Source organism: Rhizobium sp. TBD182 (genome assembly GCF_001950375.1).
GTDB lineage: Bacteria > Pseudomonadota > Alphaproteobacteria > Rhizobiales > Rhizobiaceae > Agrobacterium > Agrobacterium tumefaciens.
Genome location: NZ_BDLN01000001.1, coordinates 261947 through 281606, shown reverse-complemented (window position 1 = coordinate 281606; position 19660 = coordinate 261947). Strand labels below are relative to the sequence as shown.

Sequence of the window (19660 nt, the reverse complement as noted above, 5' to 3'; positions counted from 1 at the left end):
TTCTTCAAAAATGACAAGACGTTGCGGTGCTAAGTTAAAGCATCGCCTTCGGCGCCGGGCACTGAAAAAATAGTTCGCATTCGGCGCCCCTAAACATGCGGCCGCGACAGCGGCCCTACCTCCCAAGAAAACCTACAACTTCGTTTCGGGTATGATTTTTGTCCCGATAAAACGTGGCCCCAGGGGCCGCCCGGCAATACGGCTTGCGAATTCCTCGGTGAAAGGAACAGGCGCTGCCCGCTTCACCGCGTCGATGGCGGAATCGATAAAGGCTTGCCGTCTTGGACTGTCTTCCTGCGGGCGCGCGGCTGTGACGACCACCTTGCCCCTTATCTGCCCATCCTTATGCAGAATGAACTGAAGCGTCACGACAAGCCCCTCCGTGTCTTCCGGCGGCACCCAGCATGCGTAAATCGCATCGAACATTTCTTTGAGGTTGCTGACCGGAGCAGGATCGTTGCAGACCCGCGACTGGCCCAAAGCCTGCGTCAGAAAACCCGCGTACAGGGTGGCCAGTGCCACGATACCCGGCAGCTTGAGGCCGCAGAAGAATAAAAACGAACGCTTGATCAAATCCATTATCCTCTGTCGGAAAGCGATCAGCCTGGCCCATCCACCAATTAACGTCATTTTAGAAAAAATATTTTTGTCAGTAAAAACTCTTCGCTGATTCAGCAATCGATATATACAAAATAATAAAGTCCACGATACACACAGAAAAATCATAAATACATCAAAATAAAACTCAAAATAAATGAAAAAACAATTGAAAATAAAAAAATAGTTTCAAAATAGAAAAATAATATATTTGTTTCATAAAAATAAAATCACAAATAAAGGAAAAAATTCGAAATATTTATAAATATATATTTGTAATATTTAAAATAGACTGGATATCTCGAAAAGTTACCCATAACGAACCCTTCGCAATTTAACCAAAACCCGCAGTTTGCATTGCAAGCCACTGGTTTGGTTGTATGCATTGCCCAGCCAGAACGATGGCGCAAAAGGGGGATATCATGAAATCAAAATGGGTAACGGCGGTGTTTTTCGGAGCTACGCTGACGGTTGCGGGTGCGGCGCAGGCGGACGACCTCGTCTTTTCGCTGAAGAACGGAACGAACTCAGTTCTCAATGCCTTCTACACCTCGCCGGTCGGCGTCGATGACTGGGAAGACGACGTTTTCGGAAAAAAGGCGCTTGGTCCGGGCGAAACGATGGAGATCACCATCGCCGATGGCCGCCGCGTTTGCAAATACGACATGCGTTTCGAATTCCAGGGCGATGAGCTGGAAGACCTCGAGGATACGCAGAACCTGTGCGAACTCGGCGAATATACCATCACCGAGTAATAATCCGGCAATAACGGCCCTGCCCGATCATGGCGGGGCCTGCACCAACAAGCGGCCTTCAAAAAAATCAGCCGCTCCGGCAACGCCGGTTTTGCAACACATCTACTGAAACGACGAAATATCAGCGCGGCAGTGCCACCCGCTCCGCAAAGCGGTCTTAATCATGCCTATGATTGTCGTGATGAGATTGATCGTCAACATATTGCTTTTCGCCCTCGGCGCAGTCGGAAGCGGCGTATGTGCGTTTCTATTGTCGGGTACGCTTGCCGATTCCGGATTTCTCGGTTCCTGTTTCGAGGGAAGTTGTGCCTATGCGGCGCTTTTCATGGTGCTGCCCGTCACATGGTTCGTGCTTTTTGCGCTTTATGTCATGGCATTGCTGGTCTGGAGACGAAAACCTTTCCGGAACGGAAGGCTCTGAAATAGGTAAGACGGCGCCGTCGCTACCGGACGTTCGTTGACAGCCACCGAGACTTGCCGTTAACGTCCCGCCTGCTGGGGGATTCGCTGCCATTGATATACGGGCCTGCCCGATATCATAGGCCTCTGAATGTGCATGTTTCCGATTTGCGCGTCGCTTAACGACGTGCATGGCGGAAAACAGGGAGACCAAACGATGCGGGCCGCAATTAATTCTCCATCGCTTTCTATCGATACCATGGACTATAAGGCCGAGTGCCAGTTCGCGCTGGAGCCGTCCATTCAAGGGCTGATCGAAAAAGCGGAAGACGCTGGCTGGAACCGCCAGCAAGCCGCGCTTGCCATCGTCGCGCTCGCCAGTGAACATCTGAGTGACCTGCTTCCAGGCCTCACCGTACCCGATCAACGCCCCCTGTCCTGACAGCCTCCCGCCCGCCGGAGCTGATCAGCACCCGGCATGATTGCCAAAGCATCCCGAAAATTAATTGAGCAGGCCGGAGTATCCCCCGTCGCGCCCGCACGGGCCTTCGATGCTCCGTCGCAAGCGCGAGGGAGAAACGCTCCAGGCGACCCCTTCCCCCCTCAACGCAGCCCGTAGTGTCCCCGTCACAGACCATCTCTAGGGCATTTCAGCTGCCCCTATAAGTATCGCTGCCACAGTGTTGACATAAGCGCCCGATAATGAGAACATAAAGTGAACATTATGGAGGTCAGCGATGAACGAAGCAGACGCAACCATAGAAAATGCCCTGTCCGTGGTCGCTCGCTCCCGCGATATGCGCGAGCGCGCGCTCGAGAGACGACGGGAATTGCAGCGGCGAACGGAAGTCATCATCGCCCGGCCGCTCTACGTGCTGAAAAAGAATGAAGGCCCGAAGCAATTGTCGCTGAAACTCGACAGCTAGATGGCAAAAAGCAAATCCCGTGCGGATTACCTCACACACGGGATTTTCAGAATGAAACGATCATTGTCTCGTCTTATTGCATGCGTTGCATTGCGGCTTCGGGTTCGCCAGTCGTCGCAACGGTTGCCGCCGGAAGGCGATCGGTCTTTTTCAGTATGACGATGGGCTTGTCCACCGGATCCGTCGGCGGAACGATGCTTGCAGTTTTGAATTCACGGTCGACAGCAGGAACGGAAGCGTTGATCTTTTCATGACCTGCGCACTCCGCCAACGCTGCACTGGCGGAAAAACCAAGTACAGCGGCGATAATGAGAACTGATTTCATGTCATTCTCCCTTCGCTTTCGTGGCGATCTCCCAATCTAAGGGGAGACGGTCCGGATTGAAAATCACACTTTAGAGACATCTAAAGCTCTCTGTCATTGCGGCAGTCGTCATCGGCGGCGATGGGTGAGGCGTGCCGCTTTATTTTTTCCGCAAATCCAGCGGATTTTGGCAAAGCGGCCTGCGGAATATCATCGCCACATAACTTCCCTTCAGGGAAATCAGGCTAGGCTTGTAAGTTGTGGCCTGTGCCGCGTTGGCGGCCTTTATCGTTCGTCCATCTGGAGAATTATGCTGCATGGCACGCCTCCTTCCATGAGCGATAACGAAAAAACACCGGTCTTGTTCCGCAGCGGCGAAACGGCGGACAATTGAAAAGATAAGGCACCGCCGCGTGCTTCGTCTCCACGCCGGTGATACGGTGGCACGAATAGTCGCGTGAAGGCGAAGTCTCGCCGCATAACTCCGGCCTCGCCACCTCATCCCGCTCCCGCTGAGAAGAGCGCTCCCAAACCCAACCATGACCCAAGGCTTGAAATTTTGCCCGAAACCGCTATATGGCTTTGCGAGAGGACGACCTCGGCCATTATGGCGACAGCATGCGGGACGGCCCGGTCACATACCGGAGAATAAATTGCGTTCCCTGCCCGATCGTATCCGCCACGCTCTCAGCTTCGAAATCATCGGCCTTCTGCTGGTCGTGCCGCTGGGTGCATTCGTATTTCACATGCCCATGGAAGACATCGGCATTGTCGGCCTGGTCAGCGCCACGCTCGCCACCGCCTGGAACTATCTTTACAATCTCGGCTTCGACCATGCCATGCAGCGCCTGAAAGGCACGACGCTGAAGACGCCTGCTATCCGCGTCGCCCATGCCCTGCTGTTCGAACTGGGTCTGCTGATCGTGCTGATGCCCTTCATCGCCTGGTATCTCAGCATCAGCCTTGCCCAGGCGCTGGTGATGGATATCTCGTTTGCGCTGTTCTACGTAGTCTATGCCTTCGTCTTCAACTGGGGCTACGACCGGCTTTTCCCGCTGCCGGAATGGCAGTCGCAGGACGCCGTCTGATCGACGGCGGCACCGGCGTGTGCGTCAGCGTAGCGAAGCCGTTAAAAAGCGGATGACTTCGCTGTTCAGTCGACGATGAAACTCCGCCCGGTCAAACCCCGGAATATCGCCGCATATCTGGGCCAGGGCTTTTTCCATCTCGGCGGGGCAAGGTGTTATGAACGAAAAATGCCCTGCCCCTTTCACCGTCTGATAGTCCGGTTTTGCCGGCAGGTCGTCGCGCAGCCCTAAAATATCCTCCGGCGCCACACCGTCGCCGCCGCGCTCTGAACTCCAGAGCTGAACGGGGATTTTGATATCTCGCAGATCGGCCCGCCCTGGAAAGGCGTTGAGGGGGTCTGCAACAACCACAGCCTTCACCCGCGCATCGTAGACCCGGTCCTCAGGCGAAGCAGACCTTTCCAGCATCTGAGCACACACTGCCGCCTGCCCATCAGGGCACGGCAATCCGGTATTTGGAAAATCCGGAACGCCGCCGGCAAGTACCAGCGCCGTATAACCGCCGCGCGAAAATCCGAACACCCCGATCCTTCCGGCATCGATAAAACGGGCATCGTTCCAGTTCGCCAGCATATGGTCGAGCAGGCGGACGATATCGGCCGGTCGTTCGGTCAGCGCGGAAAGATCGCCTGCCCGCTTCATGTCGATGGCGTTATCGCCGGGATGATTGATCGCCGCGACGATGAAGCCGGCATCCGCCAGCGCCGCCGCGGTATCCCGATGGCTGAAATACGTACCGCCGAAACCGTGGGAGATGATGACGAGCGGATATTGCCCATCGACAACAGGGCAATCACGCACCGCTTGCAGAGCGAAGGGGCCGATGCGGGTCTCCACCGGAGTCGCCGCGCAGGGCGACCACACCGCCGCCCTCATGGAAGGCTTGCCGCCTGCCGAGGGAATCTCGATCAACCGAAGACCGGCTGCCAGAACGGTGCCCGTTCCGCACATGGCGGAAACAAGGGAAAGGCAAAGCAACACCAGAAATCGCATGACGGACCCGCGGATCGGAAACATTGAATGCAAGGCCGTCACCAACAGGCCTCACCCACAACATAGAGCAATCTCTTGTAGCGGAAATGACCGTCGTCAGGACTTAGAGCGACTTCAGCGTCCACGCCACGATTTCGCGGGTGGCGGCGGCGAAGGCCTGATCCAGCGCTTTGACGAAATTGGCATTTCCGGAACCGCTGACGCGTGCGCTGGCGCGGAATACTTCCTGCGCCTTTACCGTGCCGTTGCGATCGTTCAACAGCTTCACCGAAATCTCGATATCGGCGGTGTTTTTTGCCGTATCGATTTCGAAGGTGCGAATATCGCTGACCACCTGGTAATCGATCGCCAGCCCCTGCCCCGGCCGTCCGACGCCACCGAGCTTGCCGGTATCCTCGAAGGCTTGCACCAGCTTGGATTGCACCATGCGCGGCAGGCGGTCGCTCCATTGCGAATTGCCGAGATATTGCACTTCCGAGCCGGAAAGGCGCACCACGATGTTTTCGCTATCAAGCGCTTTCAGCGCCGTCGGATCGGCGATCAGCAATTGCCGGCCTTTGAGCGACGGCCCCTGCGTTACAGTCGCCGAAGAGACGGAAAGGTCGAACGTATCGTTCGATGGGGTTCCCGCACAGCCCGCCATCGCAACCGCAAGCAGCGGAGCCAGAAGCAGGGCACGGCGCTTATGGCCGTTCATCAATCGTGTCATTGGCCCATACCCCTTTTAGCGCCTTGTTCTGCCGTCATATTGTTTCACGGTTTCGCCGCCGAAAATCAACCGCTGCGGATCGCGGTCGATATTGGTGATCGCATTGTTGAGATTGTCGACCGTCTGCCGCGTGCTGCCGATAAGCGCCTGGAAATCCTTCAGGCCCGAACTGGAGAAGCGCGTGAGATTATCGGCAATCGGCCCGATTCGGGCATTGAGATTGTCGGCCACGGCCTTGAACGAGGTCAAAGTCTCGCGCGCCTTTGCAAACAGCGAATTGGCATCGTCGGTTCCAAGCATGCCGTCCACCTTGGCAAGAATGCCATCGACACGGCTTGAGGCAAGGTTCAGCTTGCGGCCCATGTCGGTGAAATCGGAGACCGCCTGGTCGATATCCGCCCGGCGCGCGCCGACATCGTCGGCAATTCGCTTGAAGTTCGCCACGGCATCACGCGCATCGGCAGTCGCTGCGGAAACATCACCCACCACGGTGCTGACCTTTGCGGGATCGACCGACGCCAAAAGCTCATCCGCGCGCTTCACCACCGTCTGCACTTCCGTGCTCGCCGCCTCGAAGTTGCGCGCCGTGCTCTGCACCGTTTCCATGATGCCCTGAATATCGCTCGAAGCGGAAGCGACGTCCTTCGTCACCTTGTCGACATTAGACAGGATGGAATCGATCTTGCCGGCATCCACCGCCTTCACCAGATCTTCGACAGCGGTCAGCGTGCCGTCCAGGCGCACCGAGACCGATTGAACGGTGGTGGAAAGCGAACTGAGGCTGGCGATGAAACTCTTGATACCATCGGAATTTGCGGCCAGCGCATCGGAGAATTTCTCGGCGTTACGCACCGTCTGCGTCAGCGGCCCACGGGCATCCTGCACGAAACCCTGCAATTCGCCGATGGCGCCATCGGCGCGTTTCAGGATCTTGTCGGCGGTGGCAAGAAGGTTGGTGACGCTGGAAAGATCGGCCGTCAGCTCAGCGGGAACGCCGCTCTCCACCGATTTCTGCAGAATGCGCTCACCATCCTTGTTGCCGCCGGAAAGCTCGATATAGGCAGCGCCCGTCAGGCCCTGAATTTCAAGCACGGCGCGGGTGGAGGGGAAAACCGGCGCGTCCGCCTGCACTTCGGTAAAGGCGATGGAATAGGCCGGATCGTCACGGTCGATCGCAAGACCGCGCACCGTGCCGACAGGAATGCCGTTGAAGCGTACCGGAGAGCCGACGGAAAGGCCGTTCGCCGAGCCGGGAATACGCACCACGAGCTGGGCCGTCGGTCCACCCCGGCCGAATTCCGCCATCCAGTAAACGAAGCCGAATGCGGCGGCGATCACGATCAGCGTGAAAATTCCGACTATGGTGTAGTTCGCCTTGGTTTCCATGCTTCTTGTTACTCCACCGGATTTTCGTGTCTGTCGTCCGGAAGAACGACAGAGCGCGCCCGTTTGCCACGGAAATAGGACTGCACCCAGGGGTCGTCACAGGCAAACATGTCCTGCAATGTCCCTTCCACCAGCACCTTCTTCTGCCCTAGCACCGCAATGCGGTCGCAGACGGAGAACAGGCTGTCGAGGTCGTGCGTCACCATATACACGGTCAAACCGAGCGAATCGCGCAAGCGCGCGATCAGCATATCAAATTCCGCCGCCCCGATGGGATCGAGGCCGGATGTCGGCTCATCGAGGAAGACAAGGTCGGGATCGAGCGACAGCGCGCGCGCAAGCGCCGCACGCTTGATCATGCCGCCGGAAAGCTCCGACGGGTATTTGTCACCCGCATCGGGCTTCAGGCCCACCATCTCGATCTTGAGATAGGCAAGCTCGTCCATCAGCTTTTTCGGCAGGTCCAGATATTCCCGCATCGGCAGCTGGATGTTTTCTTTCACCGTCAGGCCGGAAAACAGCGCCCCCTGCTGGAACAGCACGCCGAGCCGCTGGTCTAGCATCATGCGGTCGTCTTCGCTGGCCTTGTCGTAATCGGTGCCGAGAATGCGGATTGCACCCGCCTGGCGTGGCAGAAGCCTCAAGATCGCACGCATCAGGACGGATTTACCCGCGCCGGATGGGCCGATGAAGCCAAGGATTTCACCGCGATAGACATCCAGATCGAGATTCTCAAGCACGTTCCTGCCGTTGAAACCGACAGTCACACCCTCGACGGAAAGAACCGTCTCACGGCCGTCCTTTGCAGTTTTTGTCTCTTGCGGCTTCTGGTCCAAAGTTTCCAACGCGCCCTCCTTAAAAATCGATGGCTGCGTAGAAGATGGCAAAAAGGCCATCCACCAGAATGACGACGAAGATCGATTTGACCACCGACGACGTGACGTGTTTGCCGAGCGATTCCGCCGAACCGCCGACCTTCATACCCTCAACCGCCGCAACGATGCCGATGATCAGCGCCATGAACGGCGCCTTGATCATGCCGGCGGCGATGGTAGATTCCTCGACTGCGCCGTGCAGACGCGACAGAAACACTTCGAAGGTGATGCCGGAATAGAGAAGCGTGACGATGGCGGCGCCGAAAAGTGCGGCGAAATTGGCAAGGATGGTCAGAAGCGGCAGTGCGATTGTCAGCGCCACGAGACGCGGAAACACCAGGACGCCAACGGGGTTGAGACCGATCACCTTCAGCGCGTCGATTTCTTCGCGCATCTTCATCGAGCCGATTTCCGCCGTGATCGCACTGCCGGAGCGACCGGCGATCATGATTGCGGTCAGAAGCACGCCGATTTCTCGCAATTGCAGGATGCCGACGAGATCGACGACGAACACTTCCGCGCCGAAGTAACGCAGCTGGAAGGCGCCCTGCTGGGCGATGATGGCGCCGATCAAAAACGACATCAGCATGATGATCGGCACGGCGCGCACGCCCATATGGTCGATCTGGTTGACGATGGCCGCCGGCGATACGCCGCGTCCGCGCCCGAGCTTCATCTGCGCGCCGCGCACGGCGGAACCCAGAATATACATGCCCGCGAGGAAATCCGCACCATTCTGGACGACAGCTTGTCCGATCGGCGAGAAGAAGCGCTCGGCAAGTCCCACCTTGGCGGCAGGCTCGCCCTCCATCGCCGCTTTATCCGGCAATTGGCCGATCAGATCCTCGATTCGCTCGTTTCCGGTAAGCGTGACGGTAACGCCCTTCGCTTCCATATCTTCGCGCAATCGCCGGATGACCCAGGCGCCGGTCGTGTCGATTGCCTCCACCGAGGAAAGATCGATCTCCACCGGACCGGCAGGGCCGCTTTTCTCGATGTTTTCGAGGCTTGCAAAAATGCCGGAAAGATTGCTGTTGCGCCAGGAACCGCTCAAGGCATACCGCTGGCCGCCGCCGGAGACGGCGCCGTCTTCGGTGATTGCGGCCGGGTTCGCCTGTTGCCGTATATCCTGTTCTTGCATAATGCTCCGAGCGAGTGCAGCCGTCACGAGATTCTTAAAGGTTTCATAACGGTTTGGCCTTCGGCAAGCCACAGTGACAGCCGACAATTCGCGATAAATTTGGCGTCATGTGTCTTTTAACGCCTGTCAGGAAGTGAAAAAACATGCCCCGTTACCTTCAAGCCACAACAGAACGTTTCGCCGTTGCTGGCAGCTTCACTATTTCACGCGGCACTCGCACACATGCGGATGTCGTAACGTGCACCATCCGCGATGGTTCCTTTACCGGCAGAGGTGAATGTGTGCCCTACCCGCGTTATGGCGAAAGCATCGAAGGCGTTATCGCCGATATCGAAGCGATGGCTGAGCAGATTGCCGGCGGCCTGACACGGCATGAATTGCAGCAGGTGATGAAACCCGGCGCCGCCCGCAATGCAGTGGATTGCGCACTATGGGACCTCGAAGCCAAGATGAGTGGCAAAAGTGCTGCCGAACATAGTCTCGGACACGCGGCAAAACCGCTCGTTACCGCCTACACTATCTCGCTTGCCGATCCCGAGACCATGGCGGCGAAAACGGCGGAAAACGCTGGCCGCCCGCTGCTGAAGATCAAGACCGGAACGGCCGATGACGAGGCGCGCCTGCGGGCCGTGCGCACCGCAGCACCTGATGCGCGCATCATCATCGACGCCAATGAGGGCTGGAACGACGGTAATATCGAATATTATCTGAAACTCGCAGCGGAACTGAACATCGCGCTCATCGAACAGCCGCTTCCCGCCGGCAAGGACGCCATCCTGGCCCGCATCGACCACCCGGTCCCCATCTGCGCCGATGAAAGCGTGCATTCCACCAAGGACCTCGCCGACCTGCGCGACCGTTACGATGCGATCAACATCAAGCTGGACAAGACTGGCGGTCTCACGGAAGCACTTGTCATGAAGGCAGAGGCGGAGCGGCTAGGCTTCATCATCATGGTCGGCTGCATGCTCGGCACCTCGCTCGGCATGGCTCCCGCCGTTCTGGCCGCCCAGGGAGCCGCCTTCTCCGATCTCGACGGCCCGCTGATTCTCAGGCAGGACCGGCAGCCGGGCCTCGTTTACGAGGGTTCGCTGGTTTATCCGCCGCAGCCGGAGTTGTGGGGATAAGAGCCGTCGTTCGGGTTTCGTGTGAAAGCACTACGCCGCACATCGCAATAGTCTTTGCAGTATCACGTAAACTGTATGACCAGCCTTGCCTCACACTCGACGTCATCCTCGGGCTTGTCCCGAGGATCTATCCACGTCGCGCGAAATCAATCGGTTGCAGATCCTTGGGACAAGCCCAAGGATAACGACAGAGAGCTGAAACATCCCGCGCTTAGGGATCGCCCTGCCTGTTGAACCAACCCAATCAGGCCGCGTGCTTGCCAATCAGACCTGGAATATCCACCGGCTCCATCTCGTCCGATGTCTGCGAAGGGACATCGCTCGTCTGCATCCAGGTGATCAGCTCGAAAGTGCCATCGGCATTTTCGGCAATCGCCGTGCAGCTTTCCACCCAGTCGCCGGTGTTGATGTAGCGGATGCCGTCCATGTCTTCCATCACGGCGTGGTGGATATGGCCACAGATCACACCATCCACATTGTTGCGGCGCGCCTCGTCGGCCACTACGCGCTGGAACTCGCCGATGAAGTTGACGGCGTGTTTGACCTGCAATTTCGCCCAGGCCGAGAACGACCAGTAAGGCAGGCCGATGCGGCGGCGCACCGCAGCAAGGACGATGTTGATCGCAATCGCCGCGTCATAGGCCCAGTCACCGAGATAGGCGAGAAGGCGGGCATTGCGCACCACCACATCGAACTCGTCGCCATGGATGATGAGATATTTCTTGCCGTCTGCCGCCTCGTGGATCATGCGCTCGGCCACTTCGATACCGCCGAAATGCATGCCCGGAAACTCGCGCAGAAATTCATCGTGGTTGCCGGGAATGTAAACGATACGTGTTCCCTTGCGGGCCTTGCGCAACAACTTCTGCACCACGTCGTTGCAGCCCTGCGGCCAGTACCAGCTGCGGCGCAGGCGCCAGCCGTCGATGATGTCACCGACCAGGATGATCGTATCGGCCTCGTGATGTTTCAGGAAGTCGAGCAAAAAATCCGTCTTGGCCGCCTTGGAACCGAGATGGACATCCGAAATGAAAAGCGTTCTGAACTGTCTGGTTTCAATTTGACCGGCCACGGATTTAATCCCCTTGTTCGGTTGCGTCCCTGCGGCTTTCTTCCCTCTCAGAACCAGACTCGTGTTGCAGCAACATGACAATGGCCGGTTTTTGTATGGAATATGACTGATGGCATCACGAAAACGCGAATAAGCCATGCCCGCATTTGCATAAGGGGGCGGCAAATAACGGCTGTACCACGGGAAAGTTTGTTGTATTCAGAGGGCCGGAATTGAACCAGACATGACGGTGGAAGACATGACCTCTCACGATAAGAACAACACGCCCGCCAACACGGCAAAGGCCGACATCGAGGAACAGGCGCTCTTTTTCCACCGCTACCCGCGCCCCGGCAAGCTGGAAATCCAGGCCACCAAGCCCCTTGGCAACCAGCGCGATCTGGCGCTTGCCTACTCGCCGGGTGTCGCCGCCCCCTGCCTCGCCATCCATGAAAATCCGGAAATGGCGGCGGAATATACCGCCCGCGCCAATCTCGTTGCAGTGATTTCCAACGGTACGGCAGTGCTTGGCCTTGGCAATATCGGCCCGCTTGCGTCGAAGCCGGTCATGGAGGGCAAGGCCGTCCTCTTCAAGAAATTCGCCGGCATCGACGTTTTCGATATCGAGATCGATGCGCCCGGCATCAACGACATGGTCTCCACCATCGCAGCGCTGGAACCCACCTTCGGCGGCATCAACCTTGAAGACATCAAGGCGCCCGAATGTTTCGAGGTGGAGCGTCAGCTGCGCGAGAAGATGAACATCCCGGTCTTCCACGACGATCAGCACGGCACGGCGATCATCGTCGCCGCCGCCGTCACCAACGCGCTGGAACTGGCTGGAAAATCGCTTTCGAGCGTCAAGATCGTTGCGTCAGGCGCCGGTGCGGCAGCCCTTGCCTGCCTCAACCTGCTTGTCGCCATGGGCGCAAAGAAAGAAAACATCTGGGTCCACGATATCGAGGGCCTCGTTTATGACGGCCGCAACTCGCTGATGGACGAGTGGAAGGAAGTTTACGCGCAAAAGACCGACAAGCGGGTTCTGGCCGACTCGATCGACGGCGCCGATGTCTTCCTCGGTCTTTCGGCGGCAGGCGTGCTGAAGCCGGAACTTCTGGAGCGCATGGCGGAAAATCCGCTGATCCTGGCACTTGCCAACCCCAATCCGGAAATCATGCCGGAAGTGGCCCGTGCTGCCCGCCCGGATGCGATGATCTGCACCGGCCGTTCGGATTTCCCGAACCAGGTCAACAACGTGCTGTGCTTCCCCTATATCTTCCGCGGCGCGCTGGATTGCGGCGCAACCACGATCAACGAGGAAATGAAGATGGCCGCCGTGCAGGCCATTGCCGAGCTTGCCCGCGAAGAAGTCTCGGAAGTCGCCGCCAAGGCCTATAGCGGCGAAACGCCGATCTTCGGCCCGAACTACCTCATTCCCTCGCCTTTCGATCCGCGTCTCATCCTGCGCATCGCGCCGGCCGTTGCCCGTGCTGCCGCCGCAAGCGGCGTCGCCGCCCGGCCGATCAGCGATTTCGAAGCCTATCTCGACCAGCTGAACCGCTTCGTCTGGCGTTCCGGCTTCATCATGAAACCGGTCTTCAACGCCGCCAAGGTTGCCGAAAAGAAGCGCATCATCTTTGCTGAAGGCGAAGACGAGCGCGTGCTGCGCGCCGCACAGGTGCTTCTGGAAGAAGGCACCGGCATCCCGATCCTCATCGGTCGCCCGCAGATCATCGAAACGCGCCTGAAGCGCTTCGGCCTGCGTATCCGCCCGAATACCGATTTTGCGGTGGTCAATCCCGAAGACGATCCGCGTTACCGCGACTACGTCGATGATTATTTCGCCCTGGTCGGCCGCGCTGGCATCAACCCGGAGGCGGCCCGCACCATCGTGCGCACCAACTCCACGGTCATCGGCGCGCTGTCGGTGAAGCGTGGTGAGGCGGATGCGCTGATCTGCGGTCTGGAAGGCCGTTACGACCGGCACCTGCGCGACGTGAACCAGATCATCGGCAAGCAGGAAAGCGTTCGCTCTTTCGCAGGCCTCAGCCTGCTCATCACCCAGCAGGGCGCGCTGTTCCTCACCGACACCTTCGTCAACAACGATCCGACCTCCGAAGAAGTGGCTGAAATGGCCATTCTCGCGGCAAAGGAAATCCGCCGCTTCGGCATCACGCCGAAGATCGCGCTCGCCAGCCACTCCAATTTCGGGTCGCGCGATTCGGAAAGCGCCCGCAAGATGCGCCGCGCCCTGAAGATCGTGCAGGCAGCGGCACCCGAACTGGAAGTGGACGGCGAAATGCAGGGCGGCTCGGCACTTTCGGAAGCGCTGCGCAAGCGCGCCATGCCCAACAGCGTGCTGACCGGCGAAGCAAACCTGCTGGTCTTCCCGAACCTCGATGCCGCAAACATCACGCTCGGCGTCACCCGCACGCTGACGGAGGGCCTGCATGTCGGCCCCATCCTGCTTGGCACGGCACTTCCCGCCCATATCCTGTCGCCCAGCGTCACCTCGCGCGGCGTTGTCAACATGGCGGCCTTTGCCGTCGTGCAGGCATCGCACCCTTCGGTGTGATGAAGGCGCATTAACGCAGTTTTGAACATGCTGTTGCCGCATTGCGGCAACAGCTTATGTTATCTTCCTGAAACAAGGATTTCCCGAAGCATAACACCCTCGCCACCGGCCGGGGACATCGAACGGATCGCACCATTGACCCGGCGCCGCAGCATTATCGGCCTACTGCTTCCCCTTGTTTTCATCGCCCCGGCCGCTGCTTTCGCGGATCAGGTCTGCGATACGCTTTATGCGCAGCTGCGCGAACCGCCGCGTGTCATCGGCAACACAGCCGAGGTGCGGCGTTACGCCAATGCGCTCACCCGCCAGAACATCGAGATCCGCAGGATCAGGAACGATCTGCGCCGTTACGGCTGTTCATCCGCAAGCGTCACCGTTTATGGCAGCCCGAATGCCGAACTCTGCGCGGAAATCAGCGACGCGATGGCGGATGCGCAGAGCGAACGCGATGCCATCATCCGTGACCGCGACGATGCCATGGCGGCCCAGGGCAGCGATGATGGCGACATCAGACGCCAGCGCATTCTCGCCGCCCTTGACGCCAATGGCTGCAGCGCCATTCCGGAAACGGAAGCGCGCCAGCCGACGGCACCCGATGTGACACGTTACCCCGACGCCTTCGGCGAACAGAGCAATCCGCCGGGACAGGCAGAGCTTTCGCCCTACCCCAATGCCGCTGCTGAAGGCGGACTCAGGACGCTGTGCGTGCGCACCTGCGACGGCTCGTTTTTCCCCATCGCTTCCAATGCCTCGCCGCTCGATTTCCGTGCGCAGGCCGAACAATGCCAGAAAATGTGTCCGGGTACGCAGACGGAGCTTTATTTCCACTCCATGACGGAGCAGGAAACGGCTGACATGGTCTCGGCTGAAACAGGAAAGCCCTACAAGGACCTGCCGACCGCCTTTGCTTATCGAAATGCCTCAACGAAAGCCCCAGGCTGCGCCTGCAACATGGCCGCCTATCACGAGGAGATGAAGCAGCAGGAGGCTGCGCGGCCGGAAGCTGAGAAACCCTATTCCAGCATCACGACCATTCCATCACCGCAAGGTGACACCCCCAAAAAACCAACCGAACTGCAGCAGGCCGCAAAGCCGCCGGAACAACCGGTTCCGGAACGCGACTATGACCCGAACAACAGCAGGGTCCGCGTCATCGGCCCTAAATTCCTGCCCGACCAGACAGGCCGGATCGACCTGAAGAACCCGGCGCTGAAGGGCATTCAGCCGCAGCAATAGCTCCCATCAGGCACACGGTATGGAGTTGGCAACGCTCTGTCTCACTCACAAGACGGTCGCGTGTTCTCTTTACCGCCCGCCCCAGCGATTGCGAAACACCAGCTCGTCCAGCGGCACGCGCTGGCGCCACCCCTTCACCGCCAGTTCCGGCTCGGTATAAAGTGTATCGACGCGGCCGAGGCATAGCCAGGCGACGATCTCGATGTGGTCGGGAATCTCCAGAATGGTGCGAATGTCGCTATCGTGGAAAATGCTGACCCAGCCGACGCCGATGCCTTCGGCGCGCGCTGCAAGCCAGAGGTTCTGGATGGCGCAGACGGTGGAATAGACATCGGTGCGCGGATTGTGGGTACGGCCCAGCACCACCTTGCCGCCACGCGTCGGATCGCAGGTGACGCAGATGCTGAGCGGCGCCTTGCGGATGCCCTCAAGCTTGAGGCTGCGGTAAAGCGCCTGCTGCTCCCCCTCGAACATCGCCGCCGCCTCGCCATTGGCGCGGCTGAAGGCAACCCAGGTTGCCTGCCTGACCGCACCGTCAGTGACGAGCGTGAAATTCCACGGCTGCATGAAACCGACTGATGGCGCGGAATGCGCCGCCTTCAGCAAGCGCTCGACCACATCTTCCGGCAATGGATCCGGAAGGAACTGGTCGCGCACATCACGGCGGGTTTCGATGGCACGGTAGATCGCCTCTCGCTCCCCCTCGGAAAACGGGTAGGCGGGCGAAAGCGCGTGATCGAATGCATTGGCGTCAAGCGAACTGGTCGCGAGTGGATCGGTCGGCATCGTCTATCCCCAACAATGCTGGCGCGCCGCCACGAAAACCGGCTCCGGTTTTCACCTGCACGACGCGCTGCTGCAACAACCTGCCGCCGTCCACGCGGTCTGGTCTATCCTGTCAGGCCGGTCTTCTGACTCGGCTTCATCCGCCCACTTTCGCCTTCCCGAATGGATTCAGTGGCATCAAGAAAAAGGGCATCCGCCTCACAGCGCTGGGCACGTTCCGGTCTTGCACCGGATTCCCGATTCTCCCGCCCTAAAGGGCAGGCACCTGACGAAGAAGCTTATGAGCAACAAAGATTGCAAATACAAGTATCTTGCGCAGCGATGCGGCAATGTGACCGTGGCCACCTCACCGGCGTATTGCGGCCTTCAGCCGCCGCGCAGACGCGCGCCAGCTGAAGCACCCCTACCGCCTCACCCAACGGGAAAATACCGCACATAAGCGAACTCATCCCCGTCCGGTGACCAGTTGGGCGAATTCATCGTTCCCTGCCCGCCGAAAAGGTCAAACAGCGTTTCGGCATTGCCACCATCCATATCCATCAGCCGCACGCGCACGTTAAGGTCGCGCGGATGGTCGAAGACATCGGCGTCGTAGGAGACGAAGACGACTTTGTCACCGCTGGGAGACGGATGCGGGAACCAGTCGCCATAGACGCTGTCGGTGATACGCTCGACGGCCGAGCCATCCACCCGCACGCGCCAGATCTGCATCTGGCCGGTGCGGCTGGAGTTGAAATAGATCCATTCTCCATCCGGCGAATAATCCGGCCCGTCATTGCGGCCCTCACCATGGGTAAGGCGTGTCTCAACGCCGCTGTCTATGTCCATGGAATAAATATCGAAAACCTGATCGCGAATGCCGCAATAGGCGAAACCTTTCCCGTCCGGCGACCAGCCGTGCCAGTAGGAGGGAAGGTTCTTAGTCATCAGACGCGGCGTTCCGCCCGTCGAAGGCAGCAGATAGATGGCACTCTTGCCTAACTCCACCTTGTCGGAAATGGCATAAAGCGAACCATCAGGCGAAATGCCGTGGTCATTGTTGCAGATTGTCGCAAAGCCAGTATCGACCTTGTCCGGCGAAGGGTCGCCGGCAAGTGACAGGCGATAAAGCAGACCGTCGCAGTTCAGAAGCAGATATTTCCCGTCCGGCGACCAGTTCGGAGCCTCGAACAGCTCCGGCGTCTGCCAGACCACCCGCATCTGCCGAGTGCGGATGTTGAAGATTTCGATGGAACTGCGCATGCTGCCTCCCGGGCCTGTCGATCGTCTGGCGTGGAGCGTTGAATGGCACAAACATTCCGTTTGCATCCGCCACCGCCGTGATTATGATCCTATTGCCGCAGGCACCGCCCTGCAAATTCAAATAGGAAAAAACAGCAGCGTTCCGGCACCGCCCGCACCCCTGCCCGTTTCTTCCAGATCCGAGGTTCCGCGATGAACACCATCGCCGATCACGGCATCCGCTTCGGTCGGATCGCCGCAATGCTTCCTGTCAAGAATATCGAAAAGGCCCATGACTTTTATGTCCGTGTGCTGGGCTTCGAAAAGACCTTCGAAAACGGCAACCCTGTCGGTTTCATGATCCTGAAACAAGGTAATGCCGAGTTGCACCTGACATTGCAGTCGACGCACAAACCGGCCCCCTTCAATGTGGCGCATATGCTGGTCAGCGACGCCGACGCGTTGCACGCGCTTTGCAAAAGCCACGGGCTTCGCATCATCAAGAGTCTGCAGGACAAGGATTATGGCCTGCGGGCCTTCGTTTTCGAAGACCCGGATGGCAACCGCATCGATGTGGGGCAGGTCATTTAACAAAATAAGGAAACGGCGCGGCGTGTCCGCGCCGTTGGAGGAAAAGGATGCTTCTTCGCCATCGATATATGGCGAAGCCGCAGCATCCGCACTCCGTCACCCCGAACTAGATTCGGGGTCCAGCAAGCTCCCCCATGCCCTCCTTCGACTACCTGTCCCTGAAACGGTTGGTAATCGGATAACGGCGATCGCGGCCGAAGTTCTTCTTGGTGATCTTCACCCCGGGCGCGGATTGGCGGCGTTTGTATTCGGCGAGATAGAGCAGATGCTCGATCCGGTGCACCGTCGCGATATCATGGCCACGCGCGAGGATTTCCTCGACCGACATTTCCTTTTCCACCAGGCACTCCAGAATATCGTCCAGCACCGGATAGGGCGGCAGCGAATCCTGGTCTGTCTGGTTGGGTCGCAATTCGGCGGATGGCGCCTTGGAGATGATATTGGCGGGGATCACTTCGCCGGACGGCCCGAGCGCGCCCGGCGGCACATGGGAATTGCGCCAGCTGGAGATGGCGTAGACCTGCATCTTGTAGAGGTCCTTGATGGGATTGAAACCGCCATTCATGTCGCCATAAAGCGTCGCATACCCCACCGACATTTCCGACTTGTTGCCTGTTGTCACCACCATTGAGCCGAACTTGTTAGAAACGGCCATGAGAATGGTGCCGCGTGTACGGCTCTGCAGGTTTTCTTCGGTAATGCCTTCTTCCGTGCCTTCGAACATTTCCGAAAGCGCCGACAGGAACCCATCCACCGGTTCGGCAATGGGCACGATATCGTAACGGCAGCCAAGCGCTCTGGCGCAATCGGCTGCGTCCTTCAGCGAATCCTCGGAGGTGTAACGATAGGGCAGCATGATGCAGCGCACCCGCTCTTCGCCCAGCGCATCAACAGCAAGCGCAGCGCAGATCGCCGAATCGATACCGCCGGAAAGGCCGAGAACCACGCTCTTGAAGCCGTTCTTGTTGACGTAATCGCGAAAGCCCAGCATGCAGGCCCGGTAATCCGCCTCCTCGCCTTCAGGGATTTTCGAGAAAGGACCGCTCTCGCAGCGCCAGCCTTCTGCGGTGCGTTTCCAATCGGTAACGGCAAGGGTCGCCTCGAACTGGCTCATCTGGAAGGCAAGGGTCTTGTCGGCATTGAAACCGAAGCTCGCGCCGTCGAAAACCAGCTCGTCCTGCCCGCCAAGCTGATTGGCGAAGACCAGCGGCAAGCCGCTTTCGATTACCTGCTTCAGCGCCACCTGATGGCGCACATCCAGCTTGCCGCGATAATAGGGCGAACCATTCGGCACCAGCAGGATTTCCGCCCCGCTTTCGGCAAGCGTTTCGCACACCCCCATATCGTTCCAGATTTCCTCGCAGATCGGAATGCCGATCCTGACACCGCGGAAATTATAGGGACCGGAGATCGAACCTTCGGCGAAAACGCGTTTTTCATCGAACTCGCCGTAATTCGGCAGGTCGATCTTGTCACGCAGCGCGATGATCTTGCCGCCATCCAGAAGCGCAACCGAATTGTGCCGGCCCGTTTCGCCCTGACGCGGAAAACCGATGACGACGCCCGGCCCGCCATCGGCGGTTTCCGCCGCCAGTTCTTCCACGGCCTTCAGGCACGCTTTCAGAAAAGCCGGCTTCAATACCAGGTCTTCCGGCGGATAGCCGGATATGAACAGCTCGGTCAGAAGCAGGAGATCGGCACCCTGCGTCGCCGCATCGGCCCGTGCTTCGCGCGCCCTGGCGAGATTGCCCGCCACGTCGCCAACAGTCGGATTGAACTGCCCGACGGCAATTCGAAGATGGTTTTTGATGTCGTGTCTGTCGCTCATGGCTTTTCAATACCGCGCCCGTGCCCGCTCCGCAACGCGGCAATTGCATGCCGCACCACCTTGATAGGATGA

Annotated in this window: 21 protein-coding genes and 1 riboswitch; of the genes, 9 read left to right on the top strand and 12 right to left on the bottom strand. The window is 58.6% G+C overall.

The genetic code is table 11. The features are described from left to right. Window positions 1-132: 132 nt before the first annotated feature. A complete protein-coding gene (locus tag T18_RS01495; RefSeq protein ID WP_003515454.1) occupies window positions 133-579 on the bottom strand; it encodes a hypothetical protein in 447 nt (148 codons plus the stop codon). Window positions 580-1019: 440 nt separating this feature from the next. On the opposite strand from T18_RS01495, the gene T18_RS01490 reads away from it, so the two are divergent. The 4 genes from T18_RS01490 (at window position 1020) to T18_RS01475 (ending at window position 2677) form a co-directional block, all read left to right on the top strand. Next, complete coding sequence (locus T18_RS01490; RefSeq protein WP_025593566.1) at window positions 1020-1352, top strand: hypothetical protein; 333 nt, start codon at window positions 1020-1022, stop codon at window positions 1350-1352. Between the two features lie 169 nt (window positions 1353-1521). Beyond that, window positions 1522-1773 (top strand): hypothetical protein, encoded by a 252-nt coding sequence (locus tag T18_RS01485; protein WP_003515464.1) that lies wholly within the window; start codon window positions 1522-1524, stop codon window positions 1771-1773. 195 nt (window positions 1774-1968) lie between these two features. Further along, entirely contained in the window at window positions 1969-2193 is a 225-nt protein-coding gene (locus T18_RS01480) for a hypothetical protein (RefSeq protein WP_038491134.1), read from the top strand. Between the two features lie 295 nt (window positions 2194-2488). After that, window positions 2489-2677 carry a hypothetical protein gene (locus T18_RS01475; protein ID WP_038491136.1) on the top strand — a complete coding sequence of 63 codons (189 nt, stop codon included), beginning with the start codon at window positions 2489-2491 and terminating at the stop codon, window positions 2675-2677. A 73-nt stretch (window positions 2678-2750) separates the two neighbouring features. On the opposite strand, the gene T18_RS01470 is transcribed toward T18_RS01475, so the two are convergent. Continuing rightward, window positions 2751-3002, bottom strand: coding sequence for a hypothetical protein (locus tag T18_RS01470; protein ID WP_003515471.1), 252 nt, complete (start codon window positions 3000-3002; stop codon window positions 2751-2753). 139 nt (window positions 3003-3141) lie between these two features. After that, window positions 3142-3300: a hypothetical protein gene (locus tag T18_RS27095; protein ID WP_162993578.1), complete on the bottom strand. Its 159-nt coding sequence runs from the start codon at window positions 3298-3300 to the stop codon at window positions 3142-3144. Between the two features lie 334 nt (window positions 3301-3634). On the opposite strand from T18_RS27095, the gene T18_RS01460 reads away from it, so the two are divergent. Next, window positions 3635-4069, top strand: coding sequence for a PACE efflux transporter (locus T18_RS01460; protein WP_013636234.1), 435 nt, complete (start codon window positions 3635-3637; stop codon window positions 4067-4069). A 24-nt stretch (window positions 4070-4093) separates the two neighbouring features. Here T18_RS01460 and T18_RS01455 read toward each other — a convergent pair whose 3' ends face one another. From T18_RS01455 to T18_RS01435, 5 genes are all read right to left on the bottom strand, one after another. Next, window positions 4094-5062 carry an alpha/beta hydrolase family protein gene (locus T18_RS01455; RefSeq protein ID WP_038492832.1) on the bottom strand — a complete coding sequence of 323 codons (969 nt, stop codon included), beginning with the start codon at window positions 5060-5062 and terminating at the stop codon, window positions 4094-4096. A gap of 103 nt (window positions 5063-5165) precedes the next feature. Next, window positions 5166-5771 (bottom strand): ABC-type transport auxiliary lipoprotein family protein, encoded by a 606-nt coding sequence (locus T18_RS01450; RefSeq protein WP_019566194.1) that lies wholly within the window; start codon window positions 5769-5771, stop codon window positions 5166-5168. A 15-nt stretch (window positions 5772-5786) separates the two neighbouring features. Further along, entirely contained in the window at window positions 5787-7157 is a 1371-nt protein-coding gene (locus T18_RS01445) for an MCE family protein (RefSeq protein WP_003515479.1), read from the bottom strand. Between the two features lie 8 nt (window positions 7158-7165). Continuing rightward, on the bottom strand, window positions 7166-8002 hold the full coding sequence (locus T18_RS01440) for an ABC transporter ATP-binding protein (RefSeq protein WP_003515481.1): 837 nt from the start codon (window positions 8000-8002) through the stop codon (window positions 7166-7168). 10 nt (window positions 8003-8012) lie between these two features. Beyond that, a complete protein-coding gene (locus tag T18_RS01435; RefSeq protein WP_038491139.1) occupies window positions 8013-9173 on the bottom strand; it encodes an ABC transporter permease in 1161 nt (386 codons plus the stop codon). A gap of 143 nt (window positions 9174-9316) precedes the next feature. On the opposite strand from T18_RS01435, the gene dgcA reads away from it, so the two are divergent. After that, on the top strand, window positions 9317-10300 hold the full coding sequence (dgcA, locus tag T18_RS01430; RefSeq protein WP_038491142.1) for an N-acetyl-D-Glu racemase DgcA: 984 nt from the start codon (window positions 9317-9319) through the stop codon (window positions 10298-10300). A gap of 244 nt (window positions 10301-10544) precedes the next feature. Here the strand turns inward: dgcA and T18_RS01420 are convergent, their stop codons facing one another. After that, complete coding sequence (locus T18_RS01420) at window positions 10545-11381, bottom strand: UDP-2,3-diacylglucosamine diphosphatase (RefSeq protein ID WP_025593573.1); 837 nt, start codon at window positions 11379-11381, stop codon at window positions 10545-10547. A gap of 229 nt (window positions 11382-11610) precedes the next feature. Here T18_RS01420 and T18_RS01415 point away from each other — a divergent pair, with 229 nt between their 5' ends. Together T18_RS01415 and T18_RS01410 are read left to right on the top strand one after the other, a co-directional pair. Then, window positions 11611-13926: an NADP-dependent malic enzyme gene (locus tag T18_RS01415; protein WP_003515491.1), complete on the top strand. Its 2316-nt coding sequence runs from the start codon at window positions 11611-11613 to the stop codon at window positions 13924-13926. Between the two features lie 135 nt (window positions 13927-14061). Then, window positions 14062-15162, top strand: a complete 1101-nt coding sequence (locus T18_RS01410; RefSeq protein ID WP_038492835.1) for a DUF2865 domain-containing protein — start codon at window positions 14062-14064, stop codon at window positions 15160-15162. Window positions 15163-15231: 69 nt separating this feature from the next. Here T18_RS01410 and bluB read toward each other — a convergent pair whose 3' ends face one another. After that, window positions 15232-15948, bottom strand: coding sequence for a 5,6-dimethylbenzimidazole synthase (bluB, locus tag T18_RS01405; RefSeq protein WP_038491147.1), 717 nt, complete (start codon window positions 15946-15948; stop codon window positions 15232-15234). A gap of 97 nt (window positions 15949-16045) precedes the next feature. After that, window positions 16046-16232: riboswitch (cobalamin riboswitch) on the bottom strand. Window positions 16233-16359: 127 nt separating this feature from the next. Then, entirely contained in the window at window positions 16360-17190 is an 831-nt protein-coding gene (locus tag T18_RS01400) for a TolB family protein (protein WP_038491150.1), read from the bottom strand. Window positions 17191-17382: 192 nt separating this feature from the next. Between T18_RS01400 and T18_RS01395 the strand changes: the two genes are divergently transcribed. Continuing rightward, complete coding sequence (locus T18_RS01395; RefSeq protein WP_003515498.1) at window positions 17383-17760, top strand: VOC family protein; 378 nt, start codon at window positions 17383-17385, stop codon at window positions 17758-17760. Between the two features lie 148 nt (window positions 17761-17908). Here T18_RS01395 and T18_RS01390 read toward each other — a convergent pair whose 3' ends face one another. After that, window positions 17909-19588, bottom strand: a complete 1680-nt coding sequence (locus T18_RS01390; RefSeq protein ID WP_013636243.1) for an NAD+ synthase — start codon at window positions 19586-19588, stop codon at window positions 17909-17911. Between the last annotated feature and the right edge of the window lie 72 nt (window positions 19589-19660).